This is a genomic window from Streptomyces sp. NPDC089424 (assembly GCF_044749345.1).
Lineage (GTDB): Bacteria > Actinomycetota > Actinomycetes > Streptomycetales > Streptomycetaceae > Streptomyces.
Map to the genome: position 1 here is coordinate 49,665 of NZ_JBIVHU010000010.1, position 22,057 is coordinate 71,721.

Sequence of the window (22,057 nt, forward strand, 5' to 3'; positions counted from 1 at the left end):
CAAGGGGGATGCGAACAATGGCCAACTTCTCGAAGTCGACCGTGCCGCAGTTCGCGGTGGACGTGTACCAGAACGAGTACCTCCCGGAGGGCGGCCGGGAGGTCAACGCGATCGTCACGGTGACCGCGACCGGCGGCGGCACCGTCGGAAGCGCCGTCGCGGCACCCCACCTCTACTCGCCGGGGCAGGGCCCCTCCGCGGCCGTGGCGATCATGGTCGACTGCTCGGGCTCGATGGACTACCCGCCGACCAAGATGCGCAACGCGCGGGACGCCACGGCCGCCGCGATCGACACCCTGCGCGACGGTGTGCACTTCGCGGTGATCGGCGGCACGCACGTCGCCAAGGAGGTCTATCCGGGCGGCGGCCGGCTCGCCGTCGCCGACGCCACCACCCGCGAACAGGCCAAGCAGGCACTGCGCAAGCTCGCCGCCGGCGGGGGCACCGCGATCGGGACCTGGCTGCGGCTCGCGGACCGTCTGCTGTCCTCGGCGGACGTCGCGATCCGGCACGGCGTCGTGCTCACCGACGGCCGCAACGAGCACGAGTCGCCGCAGGATCTGAAGGCCTCGCTGGAGGCCAGTGCCGGGCGTTTCACCTGCGACGCACGGGGTGTGGGCACCGACTGGGAAGTGAAAGAAGTCACAGGCATCGCCTCCGCCCTGCTCGGCACCGCCGACATCGTCGCCGATCCGGCGGGCCTCGCCGCCGACTTCACGCGGATGATGGAGACGGCGATGGGCAAGGAGGTCGCGGACGTCGCCCTGCGGCTGTGGACCCCCGTCGGCACGACGATCAAGTTCCTCAAGCAAGTCGCCCCCACCGTCGAGGACTTGACCGGACGCCGCACCGAGGCGGGCCCGCGCGCCGGGGACTACCCCACCGGTTCCTGGGGAGACGAGTCCCGTGACTACCACGTCTGTGTCGAGGTCCCGGCCGCGCACCTCGGCCAGGAGATGCTGGCCGCCCGGGTCTCGCTGGTGATCCCGCATCCCGACGGCACCGCCCAGAACCTCGGCGCCCAGGGACTGGTACGGGCCGTGTGGACCGACGACATGGTCGCCTCGACGTCGATCAACCCTCAGGTCGCCCACTACACCGGCCAGGCCGAACTGGCACAGGTCATCCAACAAGGGTTGGATCTGCGCAAATCGGGAGACTTCGATGGCGCAACGGCCAAACTGGGCCGCGCCGTTCAGCTCGCCGGAGCCTCCGGCAACGCCGATACTGCGAAACTCCTTGCGAAGGTGGTGGACGTGGTCGACGCGGCGACAGGTACTGTGCGACTGAAGGCAAGGGTCGCGGAGGCCGACGAGATGACGCTCGAAACTCGGTCGACAAAGACCGTTCGTGTAAAGAAGTGACCTGAGACAAAGCGAGCCCGACCCCCCGGGGTTGGAGAAATCCGGTCCGAACGGCCGGAACAGGAGAGGGGGAAGCGCCGACATGCCGACCTGCCCGAACGGACACCAGTCGGGTTCCGACGACTGGTGCGAGGTCTGCGGTCACCGCATGGCGGGTGCCGTGCCTCCGCCCCCTCCACCGCCCCCAGGCGGCGGCTACGGCTTCCCGCCGCCGCCCGGCGGACCCGGCCCGTCCGGTGGGCCGAACGCCGGCGCGCCCGGCGCGCCCTCCGAGCTGTGCCCGCAGTGCCGCACGCCCCGCGAGGGCGGTGCGCCGTTCTGCGAGGAGTGCCGGTGGAACTTCCTCACCAACACCGCGACCTCGTACACCCCGGCGGCGCCGCGCACCTCGGCTCCGCAGTTCCAGCGGCCGTCCGGTCCGCCGCCGTCCTTCGGGGGCGGTGACTCGTACGAGTACCAGAGCTCACGCCCGTCGCAGATGAACCGCCCGGCCGAGCCGATCCCGCCGTTCGGCGCCGAGCCCGGGGGCCCCTCGGGGACCGGCGGTCCTGGCGGTCCCGGTGGTCCCGGCGGCTACGGCGGCGAGCGCCCGGGCGGACCCGGCCCCTCGGCGTTCGGCGAGCAGCCCGGTGGGCCCGGACCCTCCGGGCCCCCGGCGTTCGGCGAGCAGCCCGGCGGCCGTGGGCCGTCAGGTCCCCCGGCGTTCGGCGAGCAGCCGGGCGGGCGAGGGCCGTCAGGTCCCCCGCCCTTCGGGGAACAGCCGGGCGGGCGAGGGCCGTCAGGCCCCCCGGCCTTCGGCGAGCAGCCCGGCGGGCGTGGGCCCTCCGGCCCGCCGGCGTTCGGCGAGCGCCCCGGCGGACCCGGCCCCTCCGGGCCCTCGGCATTCGGCGAGCGCCCTGGCGGACCGGGTCCTTCCGGCCCGCCGCCCTTCGGCGAGGCACCCGGCAACCCCGGCCCCTCGGGTCCCGGCGGCCCCTCCGGCCCCTCTGCTTTCGGCGAGCGCCCTGGCGGTCCCGGCCCTTCCGGGCCCCCGGCGTTCGGCGAGCAGCCCGGCGGCCGTGGGCCGTCAGGTCCCCCGGCCTTCGGCGAGCGCCCCGGCGGACCCGGCCCCTCCGGGCCCTCGGCATTCGGCGAGCGCCCCGGCGGACCGGGGCCTTCCGGCCCGCCGCCCTTCGGCGAGGCACCCGGCAACCCCGGCCCCTCGGGTCCCGGCGGCCCCTCTGCTTTCGGCGAGCGGCCCGGTGGGCCCGGCCCCTCCGGCTTCGGGGGCGACCCGTCGCGGCCGGTCCCGCCGCCGCCCGGTCCGACGCCGAACAATCCCGGCGGTCCGGGTGGTCCCGGTGCGTACCCGGGCGCCCCGCAGGCCTTCCACCAGTCCGGCCCGCCCGCCCCGCCCGCCTTCCCGCAGGAGACGGGCCGGCCGCAGCAGGGCGGCCCGTCCTTCGGCGGCGGTGACGACGACTGGGTGCTCTCCCCGCCGTCCACCGGCCCCGGCGCTCCGGGACAGCCCGGTGGCCCCGGCGGTCCCGGGGGCCCCGGCGGGCAGGGCGGCTACGGCTACCCGCACCCCGGCGCCCACTCCGCGCCCCCGCCCGGTCCCGCCGCTCCGCAACGGCCCATGACGTGGACGGCGACCATCGGTCCCGACCGTGACTACTTCATGGCGATGATGCACCGCTCCGGCCCCGAGGCCGCGGGTCTGAACCTGCCCGCGTACTCCCCGGAGCAGCAGCGCGCCCTCACCGGCAACCAGGTCACCATCGGGCGCCGCCGGCACTCCACCGGCGACACCCCCGACATCGACCTGGCGGTGCCGCCGGAGGACCCGGGCGTCTCGCACCAGCACGCGGTGCTGGTCCAGCAGCCGGACGGCAGCTGGGCGGTCGTCGACCAGAACTCGACGAACGGCACCACGGTGAACGGCGCGGAGGACCCGATCCAGCCGTTCGTGCCGGTGCAGCTCCAGGACGGCGACCGCGTCCACGTCGGCGCCTGGACGACGATCACGATCCGCCGCGGCTGAGCGAGGCCGGGCCGGGCGGCGGTTCAGACGGGGAGGGGCCAGGAGTACGGCCCCTCCGGCTCGTCCAGCCACGCCCACTGACGTCCGCCGCCGACGGTGATGCCGTACCGCTCCCGGGCGGGGCGCCCCTCGCGCTCCCACAGGGCGTAGGCCTCCCCCGGATCGAGGCTGCCGCGCGTGAGGGCGAGCAGGAACCGGAAGAGCTCGCTCTCCCGCCCCCGGCGCGGTACCGCGCCGAGCGGCGGCTGCTGCTCCCGCCCGGGCCGTCCGGTGCCGCGCAGCGGGACGAAGTACGCGGGCGTCTCCAGGAAGTGCCCCTCGGCGTACCCGGCGTCCCGCATGGTCAGCAGGATCAGCCCGGTGGCGAGCGGCGCCAGGATCCGGCCGCCGGGACGGCACTGCGCGAGCCAGGCGGGCGGGATCGACGCCAGGGTGCAGGTCGCGATGATCCGGTCGAAGGGGGCGCGTTCGGGCACTCCGCGCGCCCCGTCGCCGGTGACGACCACCGGACGGTACCCGGCGGCGTCCAGGTGCCGCCGCGCCGACTCCGTGATCTCCGGCTCCAGGTCGACGCTGGTGACCAGGCCGCCGTCGCCGAGCCGGTGCGCGAGCAGCGCCGCGTTGTAGCCGGTGCCCGCGCCGATCTCCAGCACCCGGTCGCCGTCCGCCACCCGCAGCTCGGTCAGCATCAGCGCCATCAGCGAGGGCTGGCTGCTGGAGGAGACCAGTTCCCCGTCCCGCATCCGGGTCGCCAGCGGGGTGTCCTCGTAGGCGCCGCGCACCCAGCGCTCCCGGGCGTCCGGGTCCGGGCTCTCGCCCCAGCGCCGCTCGTGACCTCCCCGGACTCCCACGTAGTAGTAGGGCACGAAGAGGTGCCGGGGAACCGCCGCGAAGGACTCCCGCCAGACGGGGTCCGCGGCCCACGCCCCGCTCGCGTCGATCTCCCGCACCAACGCGGCCCGCGCCGCGGCGGCGACGGCCTCCAGGCCCTTGTCGAGTGCGTGCGCGCCCATGTGTCCACTGTGCTGCGCATCACAGCGCGAGGCGAGCAGCCGGGCCGGGCCGGTGCCTGGTCCTAAGCCTCAGGTCCTCGTCCTCCGCGTCTGAGACGATGGACGGGTGAATGAGATTCGGCGCGGCACGCTTCAGGAGCAGACCTTCTACGAGCAGGTCGGCGGGGAGGAGACCTTCCGCCGCCTGGTCCACCGTTTCTACCAGGGAGTCGCCGAGGACCCGGTCCTGCGGCCGATGTACCCCGAGGAGGACCTGGGCCCCGCCGAGGAGCGCTTCACGCTGTTCCTGATCCAGTACTGGGGCGGCCCGACGACGTACAGCGAGAACCGGGGCCACCCCCGCCTGCGCATGCGGCACGCCCCCTTCGCCGTCGACCGGGCCGCGCACGACGCCTGGCTGAAGCACATGCGGGTCGCCGTCGAGGAGCTGGGCCTGTCCGAGGAGCACGAGCACACGCTGTGGAAGTACCTGACGTACGCGGCGGCCTCGATGATCAACACGGCGGGCTGAGCGGGCCCGCCCTTCCGCCTGCGGGCGTCAGCGCACGCTGACGCCCAGCATCCCGAGTCCGGCCTGCCGCACGGCGATCGAGCCGTAGGGCGTGCGCAGTCGCAGCCAGGCACCCGAGGAGAAGAGCGCCGGCTCCTCCGCCCCGGCGGCCGGGCGCAGGAATCCCAGGGACTGGGCGGCGTGCACGGCCCGCAGGGGCAGGGGGGTGCCGTCCACGGTCCGGGACCAGATCTCGCGCCCTATCCGGTCGAGTTCGGCCCGCGTACGGCCCTCCGGCGGCAGTTCCTCCGTACGGGAACGGAACTCGCCCACCACGCCGGCGACCACCGCCCGCAGGTTCCTCGCCGCCGGCAGCCCTCGCTCCGGACGCCAACCGCCGCGCGGCGGCAGCACTCCGGCCCACGGGGGCCCGGTGACCGCCTGCGGTACGGCCGCCGTGGCCGCCGTCTCGTCCACGGACTCCAGCAGCTCACCGGCGGACACGGTCACGTCGAGGGTGACGTCCAGCCCGTCCTCGTACGGCTTGGCCAGCCGTACCGCCCGGATCGCCAGCACCTCGAAGGACGGCGGCCGGCCGAAGACGGCGAGTGCGGTGCCCGCGGCCTGCAGGCGCACCGCGGCTCCACGGTCGTAGTGGAGCAGCCGGGAGAGGAAGGCGGCGAGATCCGCCGTCTCCCCCTCGTCGGCCAGGTGGAGCACCGTCATGCGGCGACGGCCTCCTCCGCTTCGTCCCGGTAGCTTTCGAGGAACTCGCGTTCCTCCGCGGTGATCCGGCGCGGCCGCTGGGCCTCGAAGTCGAAGGGCACGATCACCGTCGAGGCCCGGACGTAGAGCTGCTCGCCGTCCTTCACCTCGTAGGTGAGGGTGAAGGAGGCGGCCCTGATCTCCGTGACCCACAGCTCGATGTCCACCGGCGCGTGCCGGTGGACGAGCTGCCGCTTGTAGTCGATCTCATGGCGCGCCACCACGGACCCCTGCTTGAACTCCTTGTCCGGGCGGAACAGGAAGTCGATACGGGCTTCCTCCAGGTAGCGGAGGAACACCACGTTGTTGACGTGGCCGTACGCGTCCATGTCCGCCCAGCGCAGTGGGCAGCGGTAGATGTGCCGCAAGAGATCAGCCCCGGGTCAGCTTCTTGTAGGTGGCGCGGTGCGGACGCGCGGCGTCCGGACCCAGTCGCTCGATCTTGTTCTTCTCGTACGACTCGAAGTTGCCCTCGAACCAGAACCACTTGGACTCACCCTCGTAGGCGAGGATGTGCGTGGCCACGCGGTCGAGGAACCACCGGTCGTGGGAGACGACCACGGCGCAGCCGGGGAACTCCAGCAGCGCGTTCTCCAGGCTGGAGAGGGTCTCGACGTCGAGGTCGTTGGTCGGCTCGTCGAGGAGCAGCAGGTTGCCGCCCTGCTTCAGGGTGAGCGCGAGGTTGAGGCGGTTGCGCTCACCGCCGGAGAGCACACCGGCCGGCTTCTGCTGGTCCGGGCCCTTGAAGCCGAAGGCGGACACGTACGCCCGGCTCGGCATCTCGACCTGGCCCACGTTGATGTAGTCCAGCTCGTCGGAGACGACGGCCCACAGCGTCTTCTTCGGGTCGATGTTCTCGCGGCTCTGGTCGACGTACGAGATCTTGACGGTGTCGCCGACCTTGATCGTGCCGGAGTCGGGGGCCTCCAGGCCCTGGATCATCTTGAAGAGGGTGGTCTTTCCGGCGCCGTTGGGGCCGATGACGCCGACGATGCCGTTACGCGGCAGCGTGAAGCTGAGGTCGTCGATGAGGACCTTGTCGCCGAAGGCCTTGTTGAGGTTGTTGACCTCGACGACGATGCTGCCGAGCCGCGGGCCCGGCGGGATCTGGATCTCCTCGAAGTCCAGCTTCCGCATCTTCTCGGCCTCGGCGGCCATCTCCTCGTAGCGGGCCAGACGCGCCTTGGACTTGGCCTGCCGCCCCTTGGCGTTGGAGCGGACCCACTCCAGCTCCTCCTTGAGGCGCTTGGCGCGCTTGGCGTCCTTCTGCCCCTCGACCTTCAGACGGGTCTGCTTGGTCTCCAGGTAGGTGGAGTAGTTGCCCTCGTAGGGGTAGGCGCGGCCGCGGTCGAGTTCGAGGATCCACTCGGCGACGTTGTCCAGGAAGTACCGGTCGTGGGTGATGGCCACGACGGTGCCCGCGTACTTGGCGAGGTGCTGCTCCAGCCAGTTCACGGACTCGGCGTCGAGGTGGTTGGTGGGCTCGTCGAGGAGCAGCAGGTCGGGCGCCTCCAGCAGCAGCTTGCAGAGCGCGACGCGGCGCTTCTCACCACCGGAGAGGTTGCTCACGGGCCAGTCGCCGGGCGGGCAGCCCAGGGCGTCCATGGCCTGCTCCAGCTGGGCGTCGAGGTCCCACGCGTTGGCGTGGTCCAGCTCCTCCTGGAGCTTGCCCATCTCGTCGAGCAGCGCGTCCGAGTAGTCGGTCGCCATCTGCTCGGCGATCTCGTTGAACCGGTCGAGCTTGCCCTTGATCTCGGCGACGCCCTCCTGGACGTTCTCCAGGACCGTCTTGTCCTCGGTGAGCGTGGGCTCCTGCATGAGGATGCCGACGCTGTAGCCGGGAGAGATGAAGGCGTCACCGTTGGAGGGCTGCTCCAGCCCGGCCATGATCTTCAGCACGGTCGACTTACCGGCACCGTTCGGACCGACGACGCCGATCTTCGCCCCCGGCAGGAAGTTCAGGGTGACATCGTCGAGGATCACCTTGTCGCCGTGCGCTTTGCGCGCCTTGCGCATGGTGTAAATGAACTCAGCCAAGAGAAACCGTCCGGCAGCTTGAATCTGGCAGTGGGCAGATACACCCCATCTTGCCGCACCGCCACCCCTGTGAGGAAACCCGTTACCCAGAGACCCCCTGACCTGCGGCTTCGCAATCGACGCCCCGGACCGCCTGCCACCACCGATCACCGCCGGCCGGCCCAGCGTCCAGGTCACCACCTTGGGAGCGGTCGGTGGAGGTCTCCGCCGTGCATGGTGCGGCGGACGTTGTCCGTGGCAGTGCGGATCTTGGAGCCGTCGGTACCGTGGCCGTATGTGCCTGGATGGCCTGGGGGTTTGGGGAGGGGCTATGGGAGCGAAGACGGGCCTGTTGGTGTACGCCGACGGGGACGTGCCGGATCTGCTGCGACGCGTAGGGACGGCGGAGCTCGAGCGGACGGTCACCGTGATGCGGCGGCTCTACCCGGGCTGGGAGATCGAGGAGTGCGAGGGCTCGACCTCTGGGACGGCGTGTACCCACCGACGGGAACGGCGTACGCAGCCAGCTGGCCGGGCGTGGATGTGATCGGTGATCAGCGGGTGATGATCGACGCCCCCTCCCAGCTCCCCGAGCACCTCGTGGCTGCGAGCGCCGGCCGACGGCTCGTCCTGCACGCCATGCACAGTGTCGTCGACCGGTTGGCGTTCGCCGTGTGGGAGGACGGCCACCTGCTCCGTTCCCTGAGTCTGTCGCCGGAAAGCGGCATCGTCGAAAGCATCGGCGAACCGCTCCCTTTTGAGGTGCCGTACTGGACCGGAGACCGCCCGGCCGACGTCATCCCCTGGCCGGACGAGGGCGAAGAACCGTACCCGCTGCCCTTCCACCCCTTGGAGCTGGGCGAGGACGCACTGCGAGCACTCTGCGGCTTCATCCAGGAGGGCCGCCCCGAGCCGGACGACGTCGACGCGGACAGCATCCGACTGCACGGCTTCCAGGTACGGGACCCGCACGGCCCTGATCCCGCGGAGCTGGAAGCACGGCTGCAACGAACCGTGCAAGCCATGGGCCCGCCGCGCGGATACACCTTCGAGCCCGACGGCACACTGACCGAACGCGACGGCCTCTAGCTCACAGCCACGCCCCCGCCCCCGTGGCGTTCGTGGAGTCGCTTCACCTGCTCGACCCAGAAACAGAACTTCTCGTCGGCCGAGGCGCTAGTCGGCAGGAGCTGTAGCTCCTTCGCCAGCTGGTAGAAGCCCGGGCCGGCGTCGTTGGCGTCCAGGTAGGTCACCAGGGCCGAGAGCATCAGCGGCGGGTCCGTGGTGACCGTCTCCTGATCGCGCTGCACGATCAGACCTAGCAGATGCCCCATCGCTGCCCGCTCGTCCGGACGCCCGAAGTCGAAGGCACGACAGCCCGTTCGCCCGGCGAGAGTCACGTTGAGCTCGGTGTACGAGGTGATTTTGCCCAGCTTCGCCCGCTCGACGAGAAAGCGGCGTCCGGCATCCACCAGCTCGTCCCATTCACTGTCCGCACGACCGTATCCAGCCATCCCGCCCCCCGAGGTACGTCGATCGGTGAGATGGAAATTACTGTGGTCCATGCGACCCCCACAATCGCTCGATGGGTGGATCGTCCAGCTCCGCGGCCCGACGGTCGCCGTAGTGGTCGCCCCGGCGGGCCACCCGGAGCCCGACGGCGTCGGCAACCGGTCGCCATCGGGCTGTGCGGGGTGGTCATCGTGCCGCGGTGGGAAGCCCTTCCGGAAGTCGCCCGGCGGATGAGCGTCCGACACCCAGATAGAGGTAGCCGAGCTCCTCCATCCTTTCGGGAACCATGAGATTGCGCCCGTCGAAGAGGACGGGGGTCCGCATCAGCGTTCGGTACCGGTCCCAGTCCGCCTCGCGCAGTTGGGGCCACTCCGTCACGATGAGGGCGGCGTCCGCCCCGGTGAGTACCTCCTGAAGTTCCGCACAGCGGTGCGTCGACGCCCACGGTGCGTCGTCGCGTCGCGGAGCCATGGGGTCCCAGCAGCGCACCTGCGCGTTCTCGGCGAGCAGACGCGAGGCGATGACCGTACTCGGCGCTTCCCGCATGTCGTCGGTGCCCGGCTTGAAGGTCATGCCCAGGAGGGCAACCGTGCGCCCTGAGAGGCCACCGAGTACCTGGTTCAGCCGTTTGACGGCCCTGCGCGGCTGAAGGTCGTTGACGTCGATCACCGCGCTCAGCAACGGAAAGCCGCAGCCGGAGTTGCTTGCCAGGGCGCGCAGGGCACGCGAGTCCTTGGGGAAGCAGCTTCCGCCGTAACCGAGTCCGGCCCGCATGAAGTGCGGGCCGAGGCGGTGATCCATGCCGGTCGCACGGGTGACTTTGGTGATGTCCGCGCCCGTCGCCTCGCACAGCGCCGCTATCTCGTTGGTGAACGAAATCTTCGTCGCCAGCAGCGCGTTGGCGGCGAGTTTGACCATTTCGGCCGAGGCGACGTCCATGATCTCCACCGGCCCGTCCACGCCATGGTGCAGGTTCACGAGCAGCTTGGCCGTGATCTCGTCGTCGCTGCCGATCACGACGCGGTCGGGACACAGGAAGTCCTCGACCGCCTGCCCTTCGGCGGTGAACTCCGGATTGGACGCGTACGCGACATGCCCCAGTCCCGCGGCGTCCAGGGCGGTGCGCACCCGGGCGCCGGTGCCGACCGGAACCGTGCTTTTCATGACGACGGCGGACAGGTGCGAGGCGCCCTTGAGGGCTTCGACGACGGCCCACACCCGCGACAGATCGGCGTCCCCGGACACCGTGGGCGGGGTGTCCACACAGACGTACACGACCTCGGCATCACGGACCGCCTCGGCGGCGTCCAGGGTGAAGCGCAGACGCTCCTTGTTGCGGGCGATCAGCGCTGCGAGGCCGGGCTCGTAGAGCGGTACGGAGCCCGCGCGCAAGGTCGCGATCCGCCCGGGCTGGATGTCGCGCACGGTCACCGAATGGCCGAGTTCGGCGAAGCACGCGCCGGCGACCAGGCCGATGTATCCGGCGCCGAAGACCGCGACGCGATGCGATGGGGGTTGCTTCATTTCTGGTCTCGTTTCTGAAGGGCGAGGACGGACGCGCGGTGGTGCCCCGGGTCAGGACACCGCGCCCGAGCGGTACTGCTTGATTTCCAGGGTCGATTCATCCAGCGGGTCGTACATCCGGACGTACGACCCGCGATCCGCCACCTCGACTTCCAGCGGTTCCGTGGGACGGGACGACGAGGGCGCGCTCCCCTGCAACGTGACCTCCGCCCCGTTCTGCCGCGTGCCCCACCCGGTCCTCGCGCAGGTGAGAATGCCGTACCAGCGCAGGAAGCGAAGGACGGTCCAGGCCAGGACGATCGCCAGCGGCATCGTCAGCCACGTCAGCGCGCGCGAGCGGATGCGCTCGTCGGAGCGGATGATGCTGAGGTACCGCAGCCCCTGGGCGTAGCCGATCAGGAACGGAATGATCAGCATGCTCTCCGGCGGCAGTTTCCCGTAGGCCAGAGGCTCCACGGCGAGCAGCCAGACGACGACCATCTGCGTGAGCACCATCTGAAGCCAGCGCATCGCGTGCAGCCAGTACGCCGGACGGGACGGAGAGAGATAGCGCATCCGCCACACGGAACGGATCGTCGAACCGCGCATCCACCGTAGATACATGCGCGCGAAGTGACCCCACTTCTCCGGCATCGCCGTGAAACAGATGGCCTGCGGCTGCTGCACCGTCAGTCCCCGCTGCTGGGCGTAGAGCGTCAGCAGGCTGTCGTCGGAGAACATCACGGTCCGGCCCATGAAGGTCTCGTTCAGATACGAGCCGAGGTTGTCCCGGATCACGTTCGCCCGGTACGCCGCCAGGGGACCGGAGTTGACCATCACCGCGCCGACCGCCGACTGGCCCGAGCGGTCGACGAGCTGGCAGACGACGAACCAGAGGTCCGTGACGCGCACCAGCCAGTTGACTCTGTTGTTCGTGGCGATCACGATGCCCGCGACCGATTGCACCCGTGGCCGCGCGAAGGGCAGCAGGGCCTGCTCGACGGCCTTCGGCGCGAAGCAGGAATCCGAGTCGCAGGTGATGTAGATGTCCGCCTCCGGACTGACCCTCACCCCATGCGCCTGCGCGTGCCGCTTCCCCCCGTTGGGCACGCGCTGCCACGTCGTCGCGACACCCGCGCGGTTCGCTTCCCGCTCCCACCAGGCCCTGACTTCCGCGTAGTCGCCGTTGGTGGATCCGTCGTCGACGACATGCACGGAATCCGGCAGTCGCGTCTGCCGAAGAAAGCTCTCCAGACCCAGCTTCAGATATCCCGGGTCCTCGTTGTAGACGGGAACGAGAATGGATACGTGCAGTGCCGCCAACTGGCGTGAGACCCGCTCGGTGAGTCGCGGCACACGCTCCAAGTGATACATGAAGGTCTGCATCAGAAAGACGAGGAACAGGCAGATCCACACCACCCTGAGGCGGCTCGCCGCTTCAGGGGTCGCGTCGAGCGCGACAACTGCGTGATGGGTCGTCCACGCCGCTGCCGCCAGAAGGACGACGATCCCCATGAGGACGGTCCCCGACCGGTGCTGATGAGCGCTCAGCACCGGCCGGTTCTCGCGCCGGCGGCGGCTCACCCGCGGTGCCGGCGCGGGTGAGCCGCGGGCTTCGAGGCCTGGCTCGCCGCCAGGTTGCGGCGGTATCCGAACCGGGCCGTCAGCAGCCCCAGGCACACGAGCGCGGCGGCGAGAGCGAGCATCCAGCCACCGATCGGATAGGCGGTCCCACCTACCACGAGCACCGGCGCTCCGGTCTGCGCAAGCTGACCGTGTCCAGACATAAAAAAATCCCCCCTGGGAGTAACAGGTGTAGCTGAGTTGACGCGGAGCATATGAGATGTGCGGTTTTCGTGCAGCTTTCCCTGGGGCGTGCATCTGACAAAAAGCGCGCAATGACAAACGCGAGATCGATCAGGCGCGACCGTGTTCTGCTTCCAGCATCTGGAACTGCTTCCAGGAAACTTGTAGATCCGAAAGGAAAACGATTCTTCTAGGTTCCCGGCTTCGTACCGGGCTCGGTAAGGATGGCGTGGAGTGATCGAAACTGCGCCGAACAGCGACCTCGCTGAGCCCTGGAACGGGAGAAGCCCACGGCTCTGATGACCGGATCAGATTCCGTGGGCTTCCAAGATCTCGTTCTGATTGGCTGCGATACGAGGGCGGGATCGTGGACCTGGGTGCTTCCTCTGGGTCATCGGTCAGATTGTGTCGGCATCACCGTGTGGACAATCATGCGTCGATGGACATGGGCCACTGGGCGGTGCTGGCGGACTCGGAGCGGGAGCAGTGGGACTACGTTCCCTGCCGGACGGTTGGGCCGCTGAGCTTCGGAGACGATCGACATGAGGCAGTAGCAATCATGGCGGGGCATGACTTCGCAGCCGAGGAGCGTGAGATCGAGCGGTGGAATCCGCAACGGGCCCAGTGGCGCGTGGAGTTTCGCAGGGCCGATTCGGTCAAGCATCGCTCTGCTGTGAAGTGCTACTTCGTCGAAGACGTGGGCTTGACCTGCGTGCTCGTTGATGGGCTGCGCGGCCCCCAGGTCACCTGCGAGGGGATCCGCCTGATTGGCCGTGTGCCGTCGGAGGTGGACGCGGAGATGGAGTCGTGCGCTGTTGAACGTGGCCTGGGCATCTCGTATTGCCTCACGGGCGACCTGTGCTGGCCCGACTTCGGGTTCGATCGGGGCGCGCAGCGCGCCGGCGATACGGTCCTGAGCTGGGCATCGTTCTTCAACACGGGAGAATTCGCGGGCAGTTCCTGGGACATCACTCCCGCAGAGGTCTGGCACCACTGGTGAGCCTCATCAAATGAGTCGGCGGTAGCAGATGAGGGCGCCGGCGATGCCGACGAAGGCGAGGAAGTGCTCGGCCGTGCGTTCGTAGCGGCAGTGCAGACGGCGGCAGCCGTTCAGCCAGGACATCGTGCGCTCGACCACCCAGCGTTGCCGGCCCAGGCGGCCGGACGGCTCGATGCCACGGCGGGCGATGCGTGGCACGATCCGTCGACGGCGCAACCAGCCGCGCAGATGGTCGGAGTCGTAGCCCTTGCCCGCGTGGAGTTTGGCCGGGCGGCGGCGCCGGGGCCCGTAGCGGGAGCGGATCGGCGGGATGCCGCGCATCAGCGGTATCAGGGCCTGGCTGTCGTGGAGGTTGGCGCCGGAGAAGCCCACCGGGATCGGCGGCCCGTTGCGGTCACACATGACGTGAATTCACCTTGGGCGCGTACCGGTGGCTCCGGCGCCACCGCCTGGAAGATCTCCCACAACCCGTCCGGCACCAGCCGCTCAACTATGGCGATGCTCGACGCAACGAGCCAGCGCCAATCAAGGCACCGTCTAAATCGCCGTTTCGCCGTCCTGCCGCCTCGCCGGTGTCCGGCCGGGAGTTATGGCTCGGGTCAGGGCTGGTTCTTCCTGCGGATCAGGACCAGTGCCGCGCCGCCGATCACCACCAGGCCGATCGCCACGCCCGCGATCACCGGGGTCGCGCCGGAGCTGCCCGTGGCGGCGAGGTTCACGTCGGCGGAGGTGCTGCCGATCGTCGCGGGGCTCGGCTGGGTGAGGATCTGGGTCGTCTCGCCCGCCTCGGAGACCTCGCCCGCCTGGGTGCGGCAGTCGAGGACGCCGGTGAAGCGCTTCTCGTAACCGCCGGGGCCCGTGATCGTGAAGTCGTAGGCCTGGTCCTCCTGGAGGGGCACGCTCACCGTGCGCGTCTCACCGGGCGCGATGGTGTACTCGGCGCCCATCAGATCGAAGGTGAACGCCTCGTCGCCCTCGTTGATCGCGGCGATGTCCACGGCGCCCTCGGCGCAGTTCTCCGTCGCGGACAGCGCGGGCACGGCGCCCTTCTCCGCCCAGTTCGCACCCGCCGTCGCCGTCACCGTCGACTCGCTCGAACCGGCCAGGATCTGTGTCTGGCTTCTGGTCTCGGAGGCGAAGGCGCGGCCGACCGGCACGGTGGTCGACGCCTGCACGGTCAGCTCGGCCGAGCCGTCCGCCGTGTCCTCCGGCACCAGGAAGAACAGCTCGCTGCCGTCCCTCGCGGTGGTGGCGTCCTTGCCGTCCTTGCCGACGACGCGCACCCCCCTCACCGCGGCGTCGGCCGGCGGGGTCACCGTCACGCTCTCCGCGTCGGTGTGCACGGTCACCGGACCGAGCAGTCCACCGGGGTGACCGGAGAGCGCGGGCGGGTCGAGCGTCAGCGACGCCGGGGGTTCCGCCACGCCTCGGGCGCTCCGCTGCAGGAAGTCGGCGAGCTTCTCGGCCTCCGGGTCGACGGCCTCGACGTCCACCCCGTCCGAGTACCGCCAGATGGCCACCTGCGTACCGGCCGCCGCGTCCTGCTCGCTCAGGGCGCCCCGCACGCCCGCCTTCTTCGCCAGCGACGCCAGGTCGTTCACCTGCGGATAGGAGTTCTGCAGGATCCAGCGGATCCGGCCGGCGTCGTCGTTGGCGGCCAGGGAGGTGCCGCTCCAGGGCGTCTCGTGGTACTCGGCGTCCTTCTGCGTGGGGTTGTGGATGTCCACGCAGTACGTCTGCAGCATGCCGCCGCCCTCGACGGACATCTCGAACAGGCCCGCCGAGATCTCCAGATCCCCCTCGTCGGAGTGCACTCTCGCCGCGCCGTACGTCTTCAAGCCGCCCATGGTCGCGGCCGCTCCGCCCTGGGGCTGCGCGGGCGCGGTGTCGGCGACGGCGGGTCCGGCCGTCACCAGGGCGCCGCCGACAGCGAGTCCGGACACCAGCGCCACGGCGGCGACACGGGCTGCGCCCCGCCCGCACGCGGACAGTGCGGAGAACGAAGAAAACACAGAATTCCCCTTCGAGCAGGACCCGTTGACGTGGGGGGTACGGTCCCACCAGCAGAAGCTCAAGCCACAAGAGCCATGTTCGGCATCCTAGGGATGCGGGCGCACCAGGCTTCCCGGTGATCCCGCCGGACCGCGGATCCGAATCGCAATCGTTATCGCCCAGACCTTCTACGAACAGGGCTTATCGACAAATCCACCGAGGTCGAACCCAGTATGTATCCGTCGATAAGCCGCAGTTCGTCACACAACGGCGTCGCACCAGCGGCGGGTCACGTCACCGCCGCGACCTCCTGCCGCCGCGACGACTCCGCTTCCGCCGTGCCGTCCTCACTCTCCCCGCCCGGCGGCGTCTCCCACACCGGCTCGGGTGACTGCGGTGAACCGGCTCCCGTGGCCTCGCTCTTGACACTGCCGCGCCGGAACGCCGAAGTCCCCCGCGCCAGATCGTGCCCGATCGCCACGGCGTCGATGTCGGCCGACGTCCAGCTCTGCCCCTCGCGTACGTCCGTCCGTACCTTCAGCCGGCCCTGCACCACGACCGGATCACCCACCCCCAGGGAGGCCGCCGCGTTGGTGGCCAGTTGCCGGTTGGCCCACACCGTGAAGAAGTTGGTGTGGCCGTCCGTCCACGTGTTCTTCTCGCGGTCCCAGTACCGGGCCGTCACCGCCAGCCGGAACCGTGCCGACGGGCCGGTGGCCAACTCCCGGTAGACCGGCTGCGTCGCCACGTTCCCCACCGCGCACACCATCGTCTCGTTCATGCTCGTCGCATCCCTCCCCCGCCCGGCCGCTCGCACCGGGCGGACACACCCACGGGCCCGTCCCGTACGGCTGCGTCTGCCGACGGCGGCCGCGCTCGCCGCGTACCGCCACCGTGGCAACGGCCGCGCTGGTTCGCGTACCGCCACCGTGGCAACGGCCGCACTGGTTCGCGTACCGCCGCCCTCGCGGCGACCGCGTCCGTCGTGATCGCCGCGAAGCCAGACTGCCTCCGCCGGAACGAGCCCGCCGAGCGCTGTGGACGATCCCCGGGCCTGTGGAAAACTCAGCCACCCGTTCGAGGGACAACCCGCGAGGGCGCGCCCGGAAACGCTCTTCCCGGGCGCCCTCCCGGACAGCGCGCCGCGCTACCGCAGACCTACTTGACCCCCGCCGCGGTCCCCATGACCCGCGCGTACTGCTCCCGCACCTCCCGGTACCGCAGCAACTCCGCGGCCACCGGATCCAGCACCCGAGCCCGCCCGCACCCGGCCGCGGCCTCCCGCAGCCGCCGCTCCGCCTCCAGCCCGTAGCGCCGGGACGGCCCCCGCGCGGCCAGTTTGCAGCTCCACTCCACGAGCGGGCCGCCGATGATCCCGGACAGCATCAGCAGCACCGGCACCCCGAGATTCGGCGCCATGACCCCGACGATCTGCCCCACCAGCCACAGCCCGCCCACGATCTGCAGCAGCGTCATGGACGCCTGCACCAGCACGGCCGCCGGCCACCACCCCGGCCGGGGCGGCCTCCCCGGCGGCAACCCGGCGCGCGCCGCGAGTTCGTCGAGCGCCTCGGGCAGCCCCTGGGACCCGCGCGCGGCGGCCTCCCGCACGGCCTGGGCCCACGGCGCGGGCAGCCCGGCCGACGCCCGGTCGGCCACCGTACGCACCGCCTGCTCCACCCGCTGCCGCGCCGTGGCCTGCTCGTCGGCCTGCGAGCGCAACGGGATTCGTCCCGTCGGGAGTTCGCTCCGGTCCTGGACCCACCGCCACAGCCGCAGCCAAGGCGTCCCGCACGCCCGGTTGGCATTGCGCAACCAGGCCCGTTCGGCCGCCTCACCGGCGGCGGTCGCGCCCACGGCGTCCGCGAGCCGCGCCGAGAACTCGTCGCGCGCCTGCTCGCTGAGCCCCGTGCGCCGCCGGGTGGCGTAGACCGGCCACAGCCGCGCGGCGGCGGCATCGAGATCGGCGGAGATACGCCGCGCCGCGGCGCCCCGTTCCGTCACGAACTGCCCAAGCACTTCCCGGAGTTCCCCCAAGCCTTCGCCGGTGAGCGCCGACAGCGCGAGCACCGCCGCGCCCGGTTCGCCGAATTCCCCGAGCGCGATGCCGTCCTCGTCCAGCAGCCGCCGCAGGTCGTCGAGCACCTGGTCGGCCGCCTCCCCGGGGAGCCGGTCGACCTGGTTGAGGACCACGAACATGACCTCCGCGTGCCCGGCCATGGGCCGCAGATAGCGCTCGTGGAGTACGGCGTCGGCGTACTTCTCCGGATCCACCACCCAGATGACCGCGTCCACGAGGTCCAGCAGCCGCTCCGCCTGCTCGCGGTGCTGCACTGCCGCGGAGTCGAGGTCGGGCAGGTCCACCAGGACCAGCCCCCGCAGCTGCTCCTCCGCCTCCGGGCTCTGCAACGGGCGCCGGCGCAGCCGCCCCGGGATGCCGAGCCGGTCGATGAGGGTGGCCGCGCCGTCGCTCCAGCTGCACGCGATGGGCGCGCCGGTCGTGGGCCGGCGTACACCGGTCTCCGAGATCGCCACCCCGGCGAGCGCGTTGAACAACTGCGACTTGCCGCTGCCGCTCGCGCCCGCGATCGCGACGACGGTGTGCTGCCCGGAGAGCTTGCGCCGCGCGGCCGCCTCGTCCAGCACCCGGCCCGCCTCGGCCAGCGTCGTGCTGTCGAGCCGGGTGCGCGACAGCCCCACCAGCTCCCGCATCGCGTCCAGCCGCGAGCGCAACGGACCGTCGTACGCCAGCGGCGCCACGCTCTGCGGCCCGGTCGGCCGGGTCGGTACGACGGCGGCATGCTCGGCACCGGTTCCCTCGGTCACGCGGCGCGCGATGAGCCCGTCGTCCCAGGCGCCCTCGGAGTCCTTGCGACGGGAGGGGACGTCGCGGCGGGTGGTGTCGCTGCGGCTCGGGGGGCCGACGTGGAGGGGCGGACCGGAGCGTCCCGTGGTGCTGTCGGGACGGGCGCCGGCCCGACTGGCGGCGTCGTCGCGCCGCAGGATGCCGGAACGGCCCTTCGTGTCGTCGCGCCGGAGAATCCCGCGAGCTTTGGCCTCGCTTCGTCCTTTGGTGTCGCTACGCCCTTTGGTGTCGCTCCGGCCCTTGGCGTCGCTACGTCCTTTGGTGTCGCTCCGCCCCTTGGTGTCGCTACGTCCTTTGGTGTCGCTCCGCCCCTTGGTGTCGCTACGTCCTTTCGTGTGGCCGCGCCCCTTCGCGTCGCCGTGCCCCTCCGCACCACCGCGACCCTCCGCGCCACCCCGCCCCTTCGTGTCGCCGCGTCCGAGCGTGCCCGTACGGCCCTTGGAGTCGTGGCGCGAGGGGCCCTCCACGCGCGCGTGCCCCTCGCCCCCGTCCGAGAGATCGCCGCCCTGCTCTTCCTTAGCCCCGGACTCCCCCGCCTTGCGCAGGGCCCTCCAGGGCCGCCTGAACGCCCCGCTCGCCCATTCCGTCCTCCATGAGGAGTCCTTTTTGGCGGCGGAGGCGTCCTTTTCCTCATCGCCATCCTCCGCGGAGCCCTTCGCACCGTTTCCGGAATCGACGCTGTCCTCCGGGGCGCCCTTTTCGGAATCGGCACCCTGAGGGGAGTCCTTTCCGGAATCCTCCCCAATGGGCCTCTTTTCGGTTTGCTCGTCCACGGAGTCCCCGTCGGCGGCTTCAGGCTGCTCGAGGGTGGGGTCCTGGGGAGTGGGTTTCGCAGGGTCGGGGCTCGCGGAACCGTGCGCCTCGGAGTCGGGCACTTCAGAGGTAGGTCCAGCGGCCTCCCCCTCAGGTGTACGACCTTCGGAGCGAGCACCTTCGGAATCAACGGACTCGGCGTGCCGGACCGTCCACCCAGCGGGCCACCCCTCCATGCGGCCGAACTCGCGCGTACCCGCGACGCCCGCCGCTTCCGACCCCTCCGGCCCTCCGGACCCACCTTGCCCTTCAGGCCTCTCAAGCCCCTGGGGCTCCGTGAACCCCGCCGACCCTGACAGCCCTGCTGAACCCGCTGACCCCTGTGGCCCCACTGTCCTCTCAGACCACGGTGACCCCAATGACCCCTCAGACCCGTGTGGCCCCTGTGACCCCTGCGGCCCCTCTGACCCCTCTGACCCCTTCACCTTCTCCGACCCTTCCGACCTCTCCGGCTTCGGCAGCTTCACCCGTGCCTCCGGCTTCTTCGACCCGTCCGGCCTCTCAGACCCCGTCGGCCTGCCCGCTGCCTCCCGCGCCTCTCGCGCCTCCCGCGCCTCCGCATCCTCCGGCCGCCTCTCCGGCTGCTCGGGATCGGCGTGTTCCGTGTGGTCCTGGTCAGTGACGGCAGTCACCGGTCACCTCTCCTTCTGCAGTACGGACAACGCGGCAATGAGTTCCGCCTGCGGTTCGGGATGGACGTCGAGGGCGTCGAGGGGCGCGAGGCGGCGCTCGCGTTCGTTGTGCATGACCCGGTCCACACAGTCGTTGAGCAACCGCCCGCCCCGGTCCCGCAGCCGCAGCGCCCCGTGCGCTCCGAGCCGTTCGGCCAGGCCCTCGCCGGCGGAACGGGCCCGGCGGCCGCCCAGCAGCGCGGTGACGACGAGGACGGCGACGACCTCCGGATCCGGCGCGATGCCGCGGTCGAGTTTGCGGACCTCCTCCTCCGCGTACTCCTCCAGCTCGCGCCGCCACCGCCGTACCGCCATCCCGATGCGGTGCTCGGCGTTCTCCGTGGACACGTCCCGCTCCGCGAGCTCCGGCGCGGCCGCCGCGGGTTCGCGCCGCCAGGCCTCGTCGACGCGCTCGTCGGCCGCGGTGACGGCGCACAGCAGCAGGGCGCCGAGGCTCTCCACGAGGGTGTCGAGAAGCTCGCCGGCCTTGCAGTCGAGCGGGAAGGCCCGCCAGCGCTTCAGGGCGTCCCCGGCGAGGACGGCACCGGACTGCAGACGCCCCCTCACGCGCGCGTGCTCGCCGTCGTAGGCGAGGTCCACGGCGGAGGTGAGCCGGAGGGCGGCGGCGTACTGGGCGGCGGCCGCGCCGGCCAGCTCGGGCATCCGGGACTTCAGGGAGGTGAGGACGCCGTACGCCGTACGGGCCATGGTGTGCTGGCGGGTCGCCGGGTCCTGGGCCTGCTGGACGAGCCAGGTGCGCAGCGACGCGACGGCGGTGGCAGGCAACAGGCCGCCGCCCCAGGCGGACTCCGGCAGCTCGGGCACGGTGAAGCGGGGTACGTCGCCGAGGCCGGCCTTGGTGAGCAGGGCGGCGTACTGCCGGGAGACCTCGCCGACCACCTGGTGGGGGACCCGGTCGAGGACGGTGACCAGGGTGGCGTCGTACTCCTTGGCGGTGCGCAGCAGGTGCCACGGGACCGCGTCGGCGTAACGGGCCGCCGTGGTGACCATGACCCAGATGTCGGCGGCGCAGATCAGCTCGGCGGCGAGGGTGCGGTTGTCGGCGACGAGGGAGTCGATGTCGGGTGCGTCGAGGAGGGCGATGCCCCGGGGCAGGGTCTCGGCGGTCTCGATACGCAGCACGCGGGCGGCGGTCTCACCGGAGGCCACCGGATCGTCGTCGGGCTCCTGGTGAGGCACCCACACGCGCGCGAGGTCGGGCAGGACGCGCATGCCGCTGAACCAGTGATGGTCCTCCGGATGGCAGACGAGTACGGGCGTCCGGGTGGTGGGCCGCAGGACGCCGGCCTCGCTCACCCTGCGGCCGACGAGGGAGTTGACGAGGGTCGACTTGCCGGCGCCCGTGGAGCCTCCCACGACGGCCAGCAAGGGCGCTTCCGGCGCTCTCAGGCGGGGCACCAGGTAGTCGTCGAGCTGGGCGAGCAGTTCGTCGCGGTTGGCACGCGCGCGCGGGGCGCCCGCCAGGGGAAGCGGAAAGCGTGCGGCGGCGACGCGGTCGCGCAGCGCGGAAAGTGCGTCGAGCAGCTGAGGCCGTACGTCCAAGGTCACCACATGCGAAGAATGCCCAATTTTACGTGATATCTGAAGCATATGGGCATGTCTGCGCGCCGACGGAACACACCCGGACGGAAGGGGCTACCGGGACACGGGCACAGTCGAGGCATAACGAGTGCACAACACCCGGCGCGCGAGACGCCAAAAGCGATGCACGATTCGTACCTGCCTGCGATTATCAGGACCGCTTCACCGAACCTCCACATCGAGCCACGGAGGCGAAGCAACAGGGTCAAGGATCCGGGAGCCCTATCCTTGTCCCCGGCGACGTCACGGATCGGCCCACACCCGGGCACCCACGACAGAGGCCACACACCCGGCCCCCGTAGCTCAGTGGATAGAGCAGGCGCCTTCTAAGCGCTTGGCCGCAGGTTCGAGTCCTGCCGGGGGCGCCAGTCTCCGCCCTCCCTCTGGGAGGGCTTTTTTGCTGCCCGCCCAGGGCCAGGCCATCCGGTGCCGGGGGCGTGACCCACGCCCGGTCCGCCCGAGCGGCGGCGTTCGTGCGCCCCGCGGCGCCCCCCGCTCGGCCGGGTCAAACACGCCCCCGCGCGTTCGAGCGCGAAGCGCCTGTTCAAAAAGGGTGATCCGCAGATGATCACCGTTACCCTGCCCGGCCGCCCGCGTTGAACGGGGAGTCGGCGGCACGTC

General features: G+C 71.0%; 18 protein-coding genes, 1 tRNA gene and 1 pseudogene. 7 read left to right on the top strand and 13 right to left on the bottom strand.

Annotated features, from left to right (window positions below; translation table 11 throughout):
• Positions 1-17: 17 nt before the first annotated feature.
• Together ACIP2X_RS33060 and ACIP2X_RS33065 are read left to right on the top strand one after the other, a co-directional pair.
• Positions 18-1,364, top strand: coding sequence for a VWA domain-containing protein (locus tag ACIP2X_RS33060; RefSeq protein WP_401680383.1), 1,347 nt, complete (start codon positions 18-20; stop codon positions 1,362-1,364).
• Positions 1,365-1,446: 82 nt separating this feature from the next.
• Positions 1,447-3,387: an FHA domain-containing protein gene (locus ACIP2X_RS33065; protein WP_401680386.1), complete on the top strand. Its 1,941-nt coding sequence runs from the start codon at positions 1,447-1,449 to the stop codon at positions 3,385-3,387.
• A gap of 23 nt (positions 3,388-3,410) precedes the next feature.
• On the opposite strand, the gene ACIP2X_RS33070 is transcribed toward ACIP2X_RS33065, so the two are convergent.
• A complete protein-coding gene (locus tag ACIP2X_RS33070) occupies positions 3,411-4,400 on the bottom strand; it encodes a methyltransferase domain-containing protein (protein WP_401680389.1) in 990 nt (329 codons plus the stop codon).
• Positions 4,401-4,506: 106 nt separating this feature from the next.
• Between ACIP2X_RS33070 and ACIP2X_RS33075 the strand changes: the two genes are divergently transcribed.
• Complete coding sequence (locus tag ACIP2X_RS33075) at positions 4,507-4,911, top strand: globin (protein ID WP_401680392.1); 405 nt, start codon at positions 4,507-4,509, stop codon at positions 4,909-4,911.
• Between the two features lie 27 nt (positions 4,912-4,938).
• Here the strand turns inward: ACIP2X_RS33075 and ACIP2X_RS33080 are convergent, their stop codons facing one another.
• The 3 genes from ACIP2X_RS33080 to ettA are packed head-to-tail and all read right to left on the bottom strand — an operon-like array spanning position 4,939 to position 7,692.
• A complete protein-coding gene (locus ACIP2X_RS33080) occupies positions 4,939-5,616 on the bottom strand; it encodes a hypothetical protein (RefSeq protein WP_401680395.1) in 678 nt (225 codons plus the stop codon).
• Positions 5,613-6,023, bottom strand: coding sequence for an acyl-CoA thioesterase (locus ACIP2X_RS33085; protein WP_401680398.1), 411 nt, complete (start codon positions 6,021-6,023; stop codon positions 5,613-5,615). The genes ACIP2X_RS33080 and ACIP2X_RS33085 overlap by 4 nt, the downstream gene beginning before the upstream one ends.
• A 4-nt stretch (positions 6,024-6,027) precedes the next feature.
• Complete coding sequence (gene ettA / locus ACIP2X_RS33090) at positions 6,028-7,692, bottom strand: energy-dependent translational throttle protein EttA (protein ID WP_401680401.1); 1,665 nt, start codon at positions 7,690-7,692, stop codon at positions 6,028-6,030.
• Positions 7,693-8,002: 310 nt separating this feature from the next.
• Between ettA and ACIP2X_RS33095 the strand changes: the two genes are divergently transcribed.
• Together ACIP2X_RS33095 and ACIP2X_RS33100 are read left to right on the top strand one after the other, a co-directional pair.
• Positions 8,003-8,218: a hypothetical protein gene (locus ACIP2X_RS33095; protein ID WP_401681257.1), complete on the top strand. Its 216-nt coding sequence runs from the start codon at positions 8,003-8,005 to the stop codon at positions 8,216-8,218.
• Positions 8,164-8,760 carry a DUF6928 family protein gene (locus tag ACIP2X_RS33100; RefSeq protein ID WP_401681231.1) on the top strand — a complete coding sequence of 199 codons (597 nt, stop codon included), beginning with the start codon at positions 8,164-8,166 and terminating at the stop codon, positions 8,758-8,760. Before ACIP2X_RS33095 ends, ACIP2X_RS33100 begins: the two co-directional genes overlap by 55 nt.
• On the opposite strand, the gene ACIP2X_RS33105 is transcribed toward ACIP2X_RS33100, so the two are convergent.
• The 4 genes from ACIP2X_RS33105 to ACIP2X_RS33120 all read right to left on the bottom strand — a co-directional run bounded on the left by ACIP2X_RS33105 (position 8,757) and on the right by ACIP2X_RS33120 (position 12,473).
• Complete coding sequence (locus tag ACIP2X_RS33105) at positions 8,757-9,185, bottom strand: hypothetical protein (RefSeq protein WP_401680404.1); 429 nt, start codon at positions 9,183-9,185, stop codon at positions 8,757-8,759. The genes ACIP2X_RS33100 and ACIP2X_RS33105 overlap by 4 nt on opposite strands.
• 184 nt (positions 9,186-9,369) lie before the next feature.
• Positions 9,370-10,707, bottom strand: coding sequence for a UDP-glucose dehydrogenase family protein (locus tag ACIP2X_RS33110; RefSeq protein WP_401680407.1), 1,338 nt, complete (start codon positions 10,705-10,707; stop codon positions 9,370-9,372).
• 51 nt (positions 10,708-10,758) lie between these two features.
• Positions 10,759-12,201, bottom strand: coding sequence for a glycosyltransferase (locus ACIP2X_RS33115; protein ID WP_401680410.1), 1,443 nt, complete (start codon positions 12,199-12,201; stop codon positions 10,759-10,761).
• Positions 12,202-12,266: 65 nt separating this feature from the next.
• On the bottom strand, positions 12,267-12,473 hold the full coding sequence (locus ACIP2X_RS33120) for a hypothetical protein (protein ID WP_401680413.1): 207 nt from the start codon (positions 12,471-12,473) through the stop codon (positions 12,267-12,269).
• A 458-nt stretch (positions 12,474-12,931) separates the two neighbouring features.
• Here ACIP2X_RS33120 and ACIP2X_RS33125 point away from each other — a divergent pair, with 458 nt between their 5' ends.
• Positions 12,932-13,492 (top strand): hypothetical protein, encoded by a 561-nt coding sequence (locus tag ACIP2X_RS33125; protein ID WP_401680416.1) that lies wholly within the window; start codon positions 12,932-12,934, stop codon positions 13,490-13,492.
• A 6-nt stretch (positions 13,493-13,498) separates the two neighbouring features.
• On the opposite strand, the pseudogene ACIP2X_RS33130 reads toward ACIP2X_RS33125, so the two are convergent.
• The 5 genes and pseudogenes from ACIP2X_RS33130 to ACIP2X_RS33150 form a co-directional block, all read right to left on the bottom strand.
• A pseudogene (locus ACIP2X_RS33130) lies at positions 13,499-13,903 on the bottom strand (IS5 family transposase); the annotation flags it as partial.
• 188 nt (positions 13,904-14,091) lie between these two features.
• Entirely contained in the window at positions 14,092-15,504 is a 1,413-nt protein-coding gene (locus ACIP2X_RS33135) for a Cys-Gln thioester bond-forming surface protein (RefSeq protein ID WP_401680419.1), read from the bottom strand.
• 269 nt (positions 15,505-15,773) lie between these two features.
• Positions 15,774-16,265: a single-stranded DNA-binding protein gene (locus ACIP2X_RS33140; protein ID WP_401680422.1), complete on the bottom strand. Its 492-nt coding sequence runs from the start codon at positions 16,263-16,265 to the stop codon at positions 15,774-15,776.
• A gap of 377 nt (positions 16,266-16,642) precedes the next feature.
• Positions 16,643-18,817: a GTPase gene (locus ACIP2X_RS33145; RefSeq protein ID WP_401680425.1), complete on the bottom strand. Its 2,175-nt coding sequence runs from the start codon at positions 18,815-18,817 to the stop codon at positions 16,643-16,645.
• A gap of 981 nt (positions 18,818-19,798) precedes the next feature.
• Complete coding sequence (locus ACIP2X_RS33150) at positions 19,799-21,406, bottom strand: dynamin family protein (RefSeq protein ID WP_401680428.1); 1,608 nt, start codon at positions 21,404-21,406, stop codon at positions 19,799-19,801.
• Positions 21,407-21,728: 322 nt separating this feature from the next.
• Here ACIP2X_RS33150 and ACIP2X_RS33155 point away from each other — a divergent pair.
• Positions 21,729-21,804: transfer RNA gene (locus ACIP2X_RS33155), tRNA-Arg, on the top strand.
• The last annotated feature ends 253 nt before the right edge of the window (positions 21,805-22,057 follow it).

Bases quoted from the DNA above. Each gene is read 5' to 3' on its own strand.
- ACIP2X_RS33065 (WP_401680386.1), top strand. From the start codon at position 1,447: ATGCCGACCTGCCCGAACGGACACCAGTCGGGTTCCGACGACTGGTGC.
- ACIP2X_RS33110 (WP_401680407.1), bottom strand. From the start codon at position 10,707: ATGAAGCAACCCCCATCGCATCGCGTCGCGGTCTTCGGCGCCGGATAC.
- ACIP2X_RS33080 (WP_401680395.1), bottom strand. From the start codon at position 5,616: ATGACGGTGCTCCACCTGGCCGACGAGGGGGAGACGGCGGATCTCGCC.
- ACIP2X_RS33140 (WP_401680422.1), bottom strand. From the start codon at position 16,265: ATGAACGAGACGATGGTGTGCGCGGTGGGGAACGTGGCGACGCAGCCG.
- ACIP2X_RS33095 (WP_401681257.1), top strand. From the start codon at position 8,003: ATGGGAGCGAAGACGGGCCTGTTGGTGTACGCCGACGGGGACGTGCCG.
- ACIP2X_RS33105 (WP_401680404.1), bottom strand. From the start codon at position 9,185: ATGGCTGGATACGGTCGTGCGGACAGTGAATGGGACGAGCTGGTGGAT.
- ACIP2X_RS33115 (WP_401680410.1), bottom strand. From the start codon at position 12,201: ATGGGGATCGTCGTCCTTCTGGCGGCAGCGGCGTGGACGACCCATCAC.
- ACIP2X_RS33060 (WP_401680383.1), top strand. From the start codon at position 18: ATGGCCAACTTCTCGAAGTCGACCGTGCCGCAGTTCGCGGTGGACGTG.
- ACIP2X_RS33125 (WP_401680416.1), top strand. From the start codon at position 12,932: ATGGACATGGGCCACTGGGCGGTGCTGGCGGACTCGGAGCGGGAGCAG.
- ACIP2X_RS33120 (WP_401680413.1), bottom strand. From the start codon at position 12,473: ATGTCTGGACACGGTCAGCTTGCGCAGACCGGAGCGCCGGTGCTCGTG.
- ACIP2X_RS33070 (WP_401680389.1), bottom strand. From the start codon at position 4,400: ATGGGCGCGCACGCACTCGACAAGGGCCTGGAGGCCGTCGCCGCCGCG.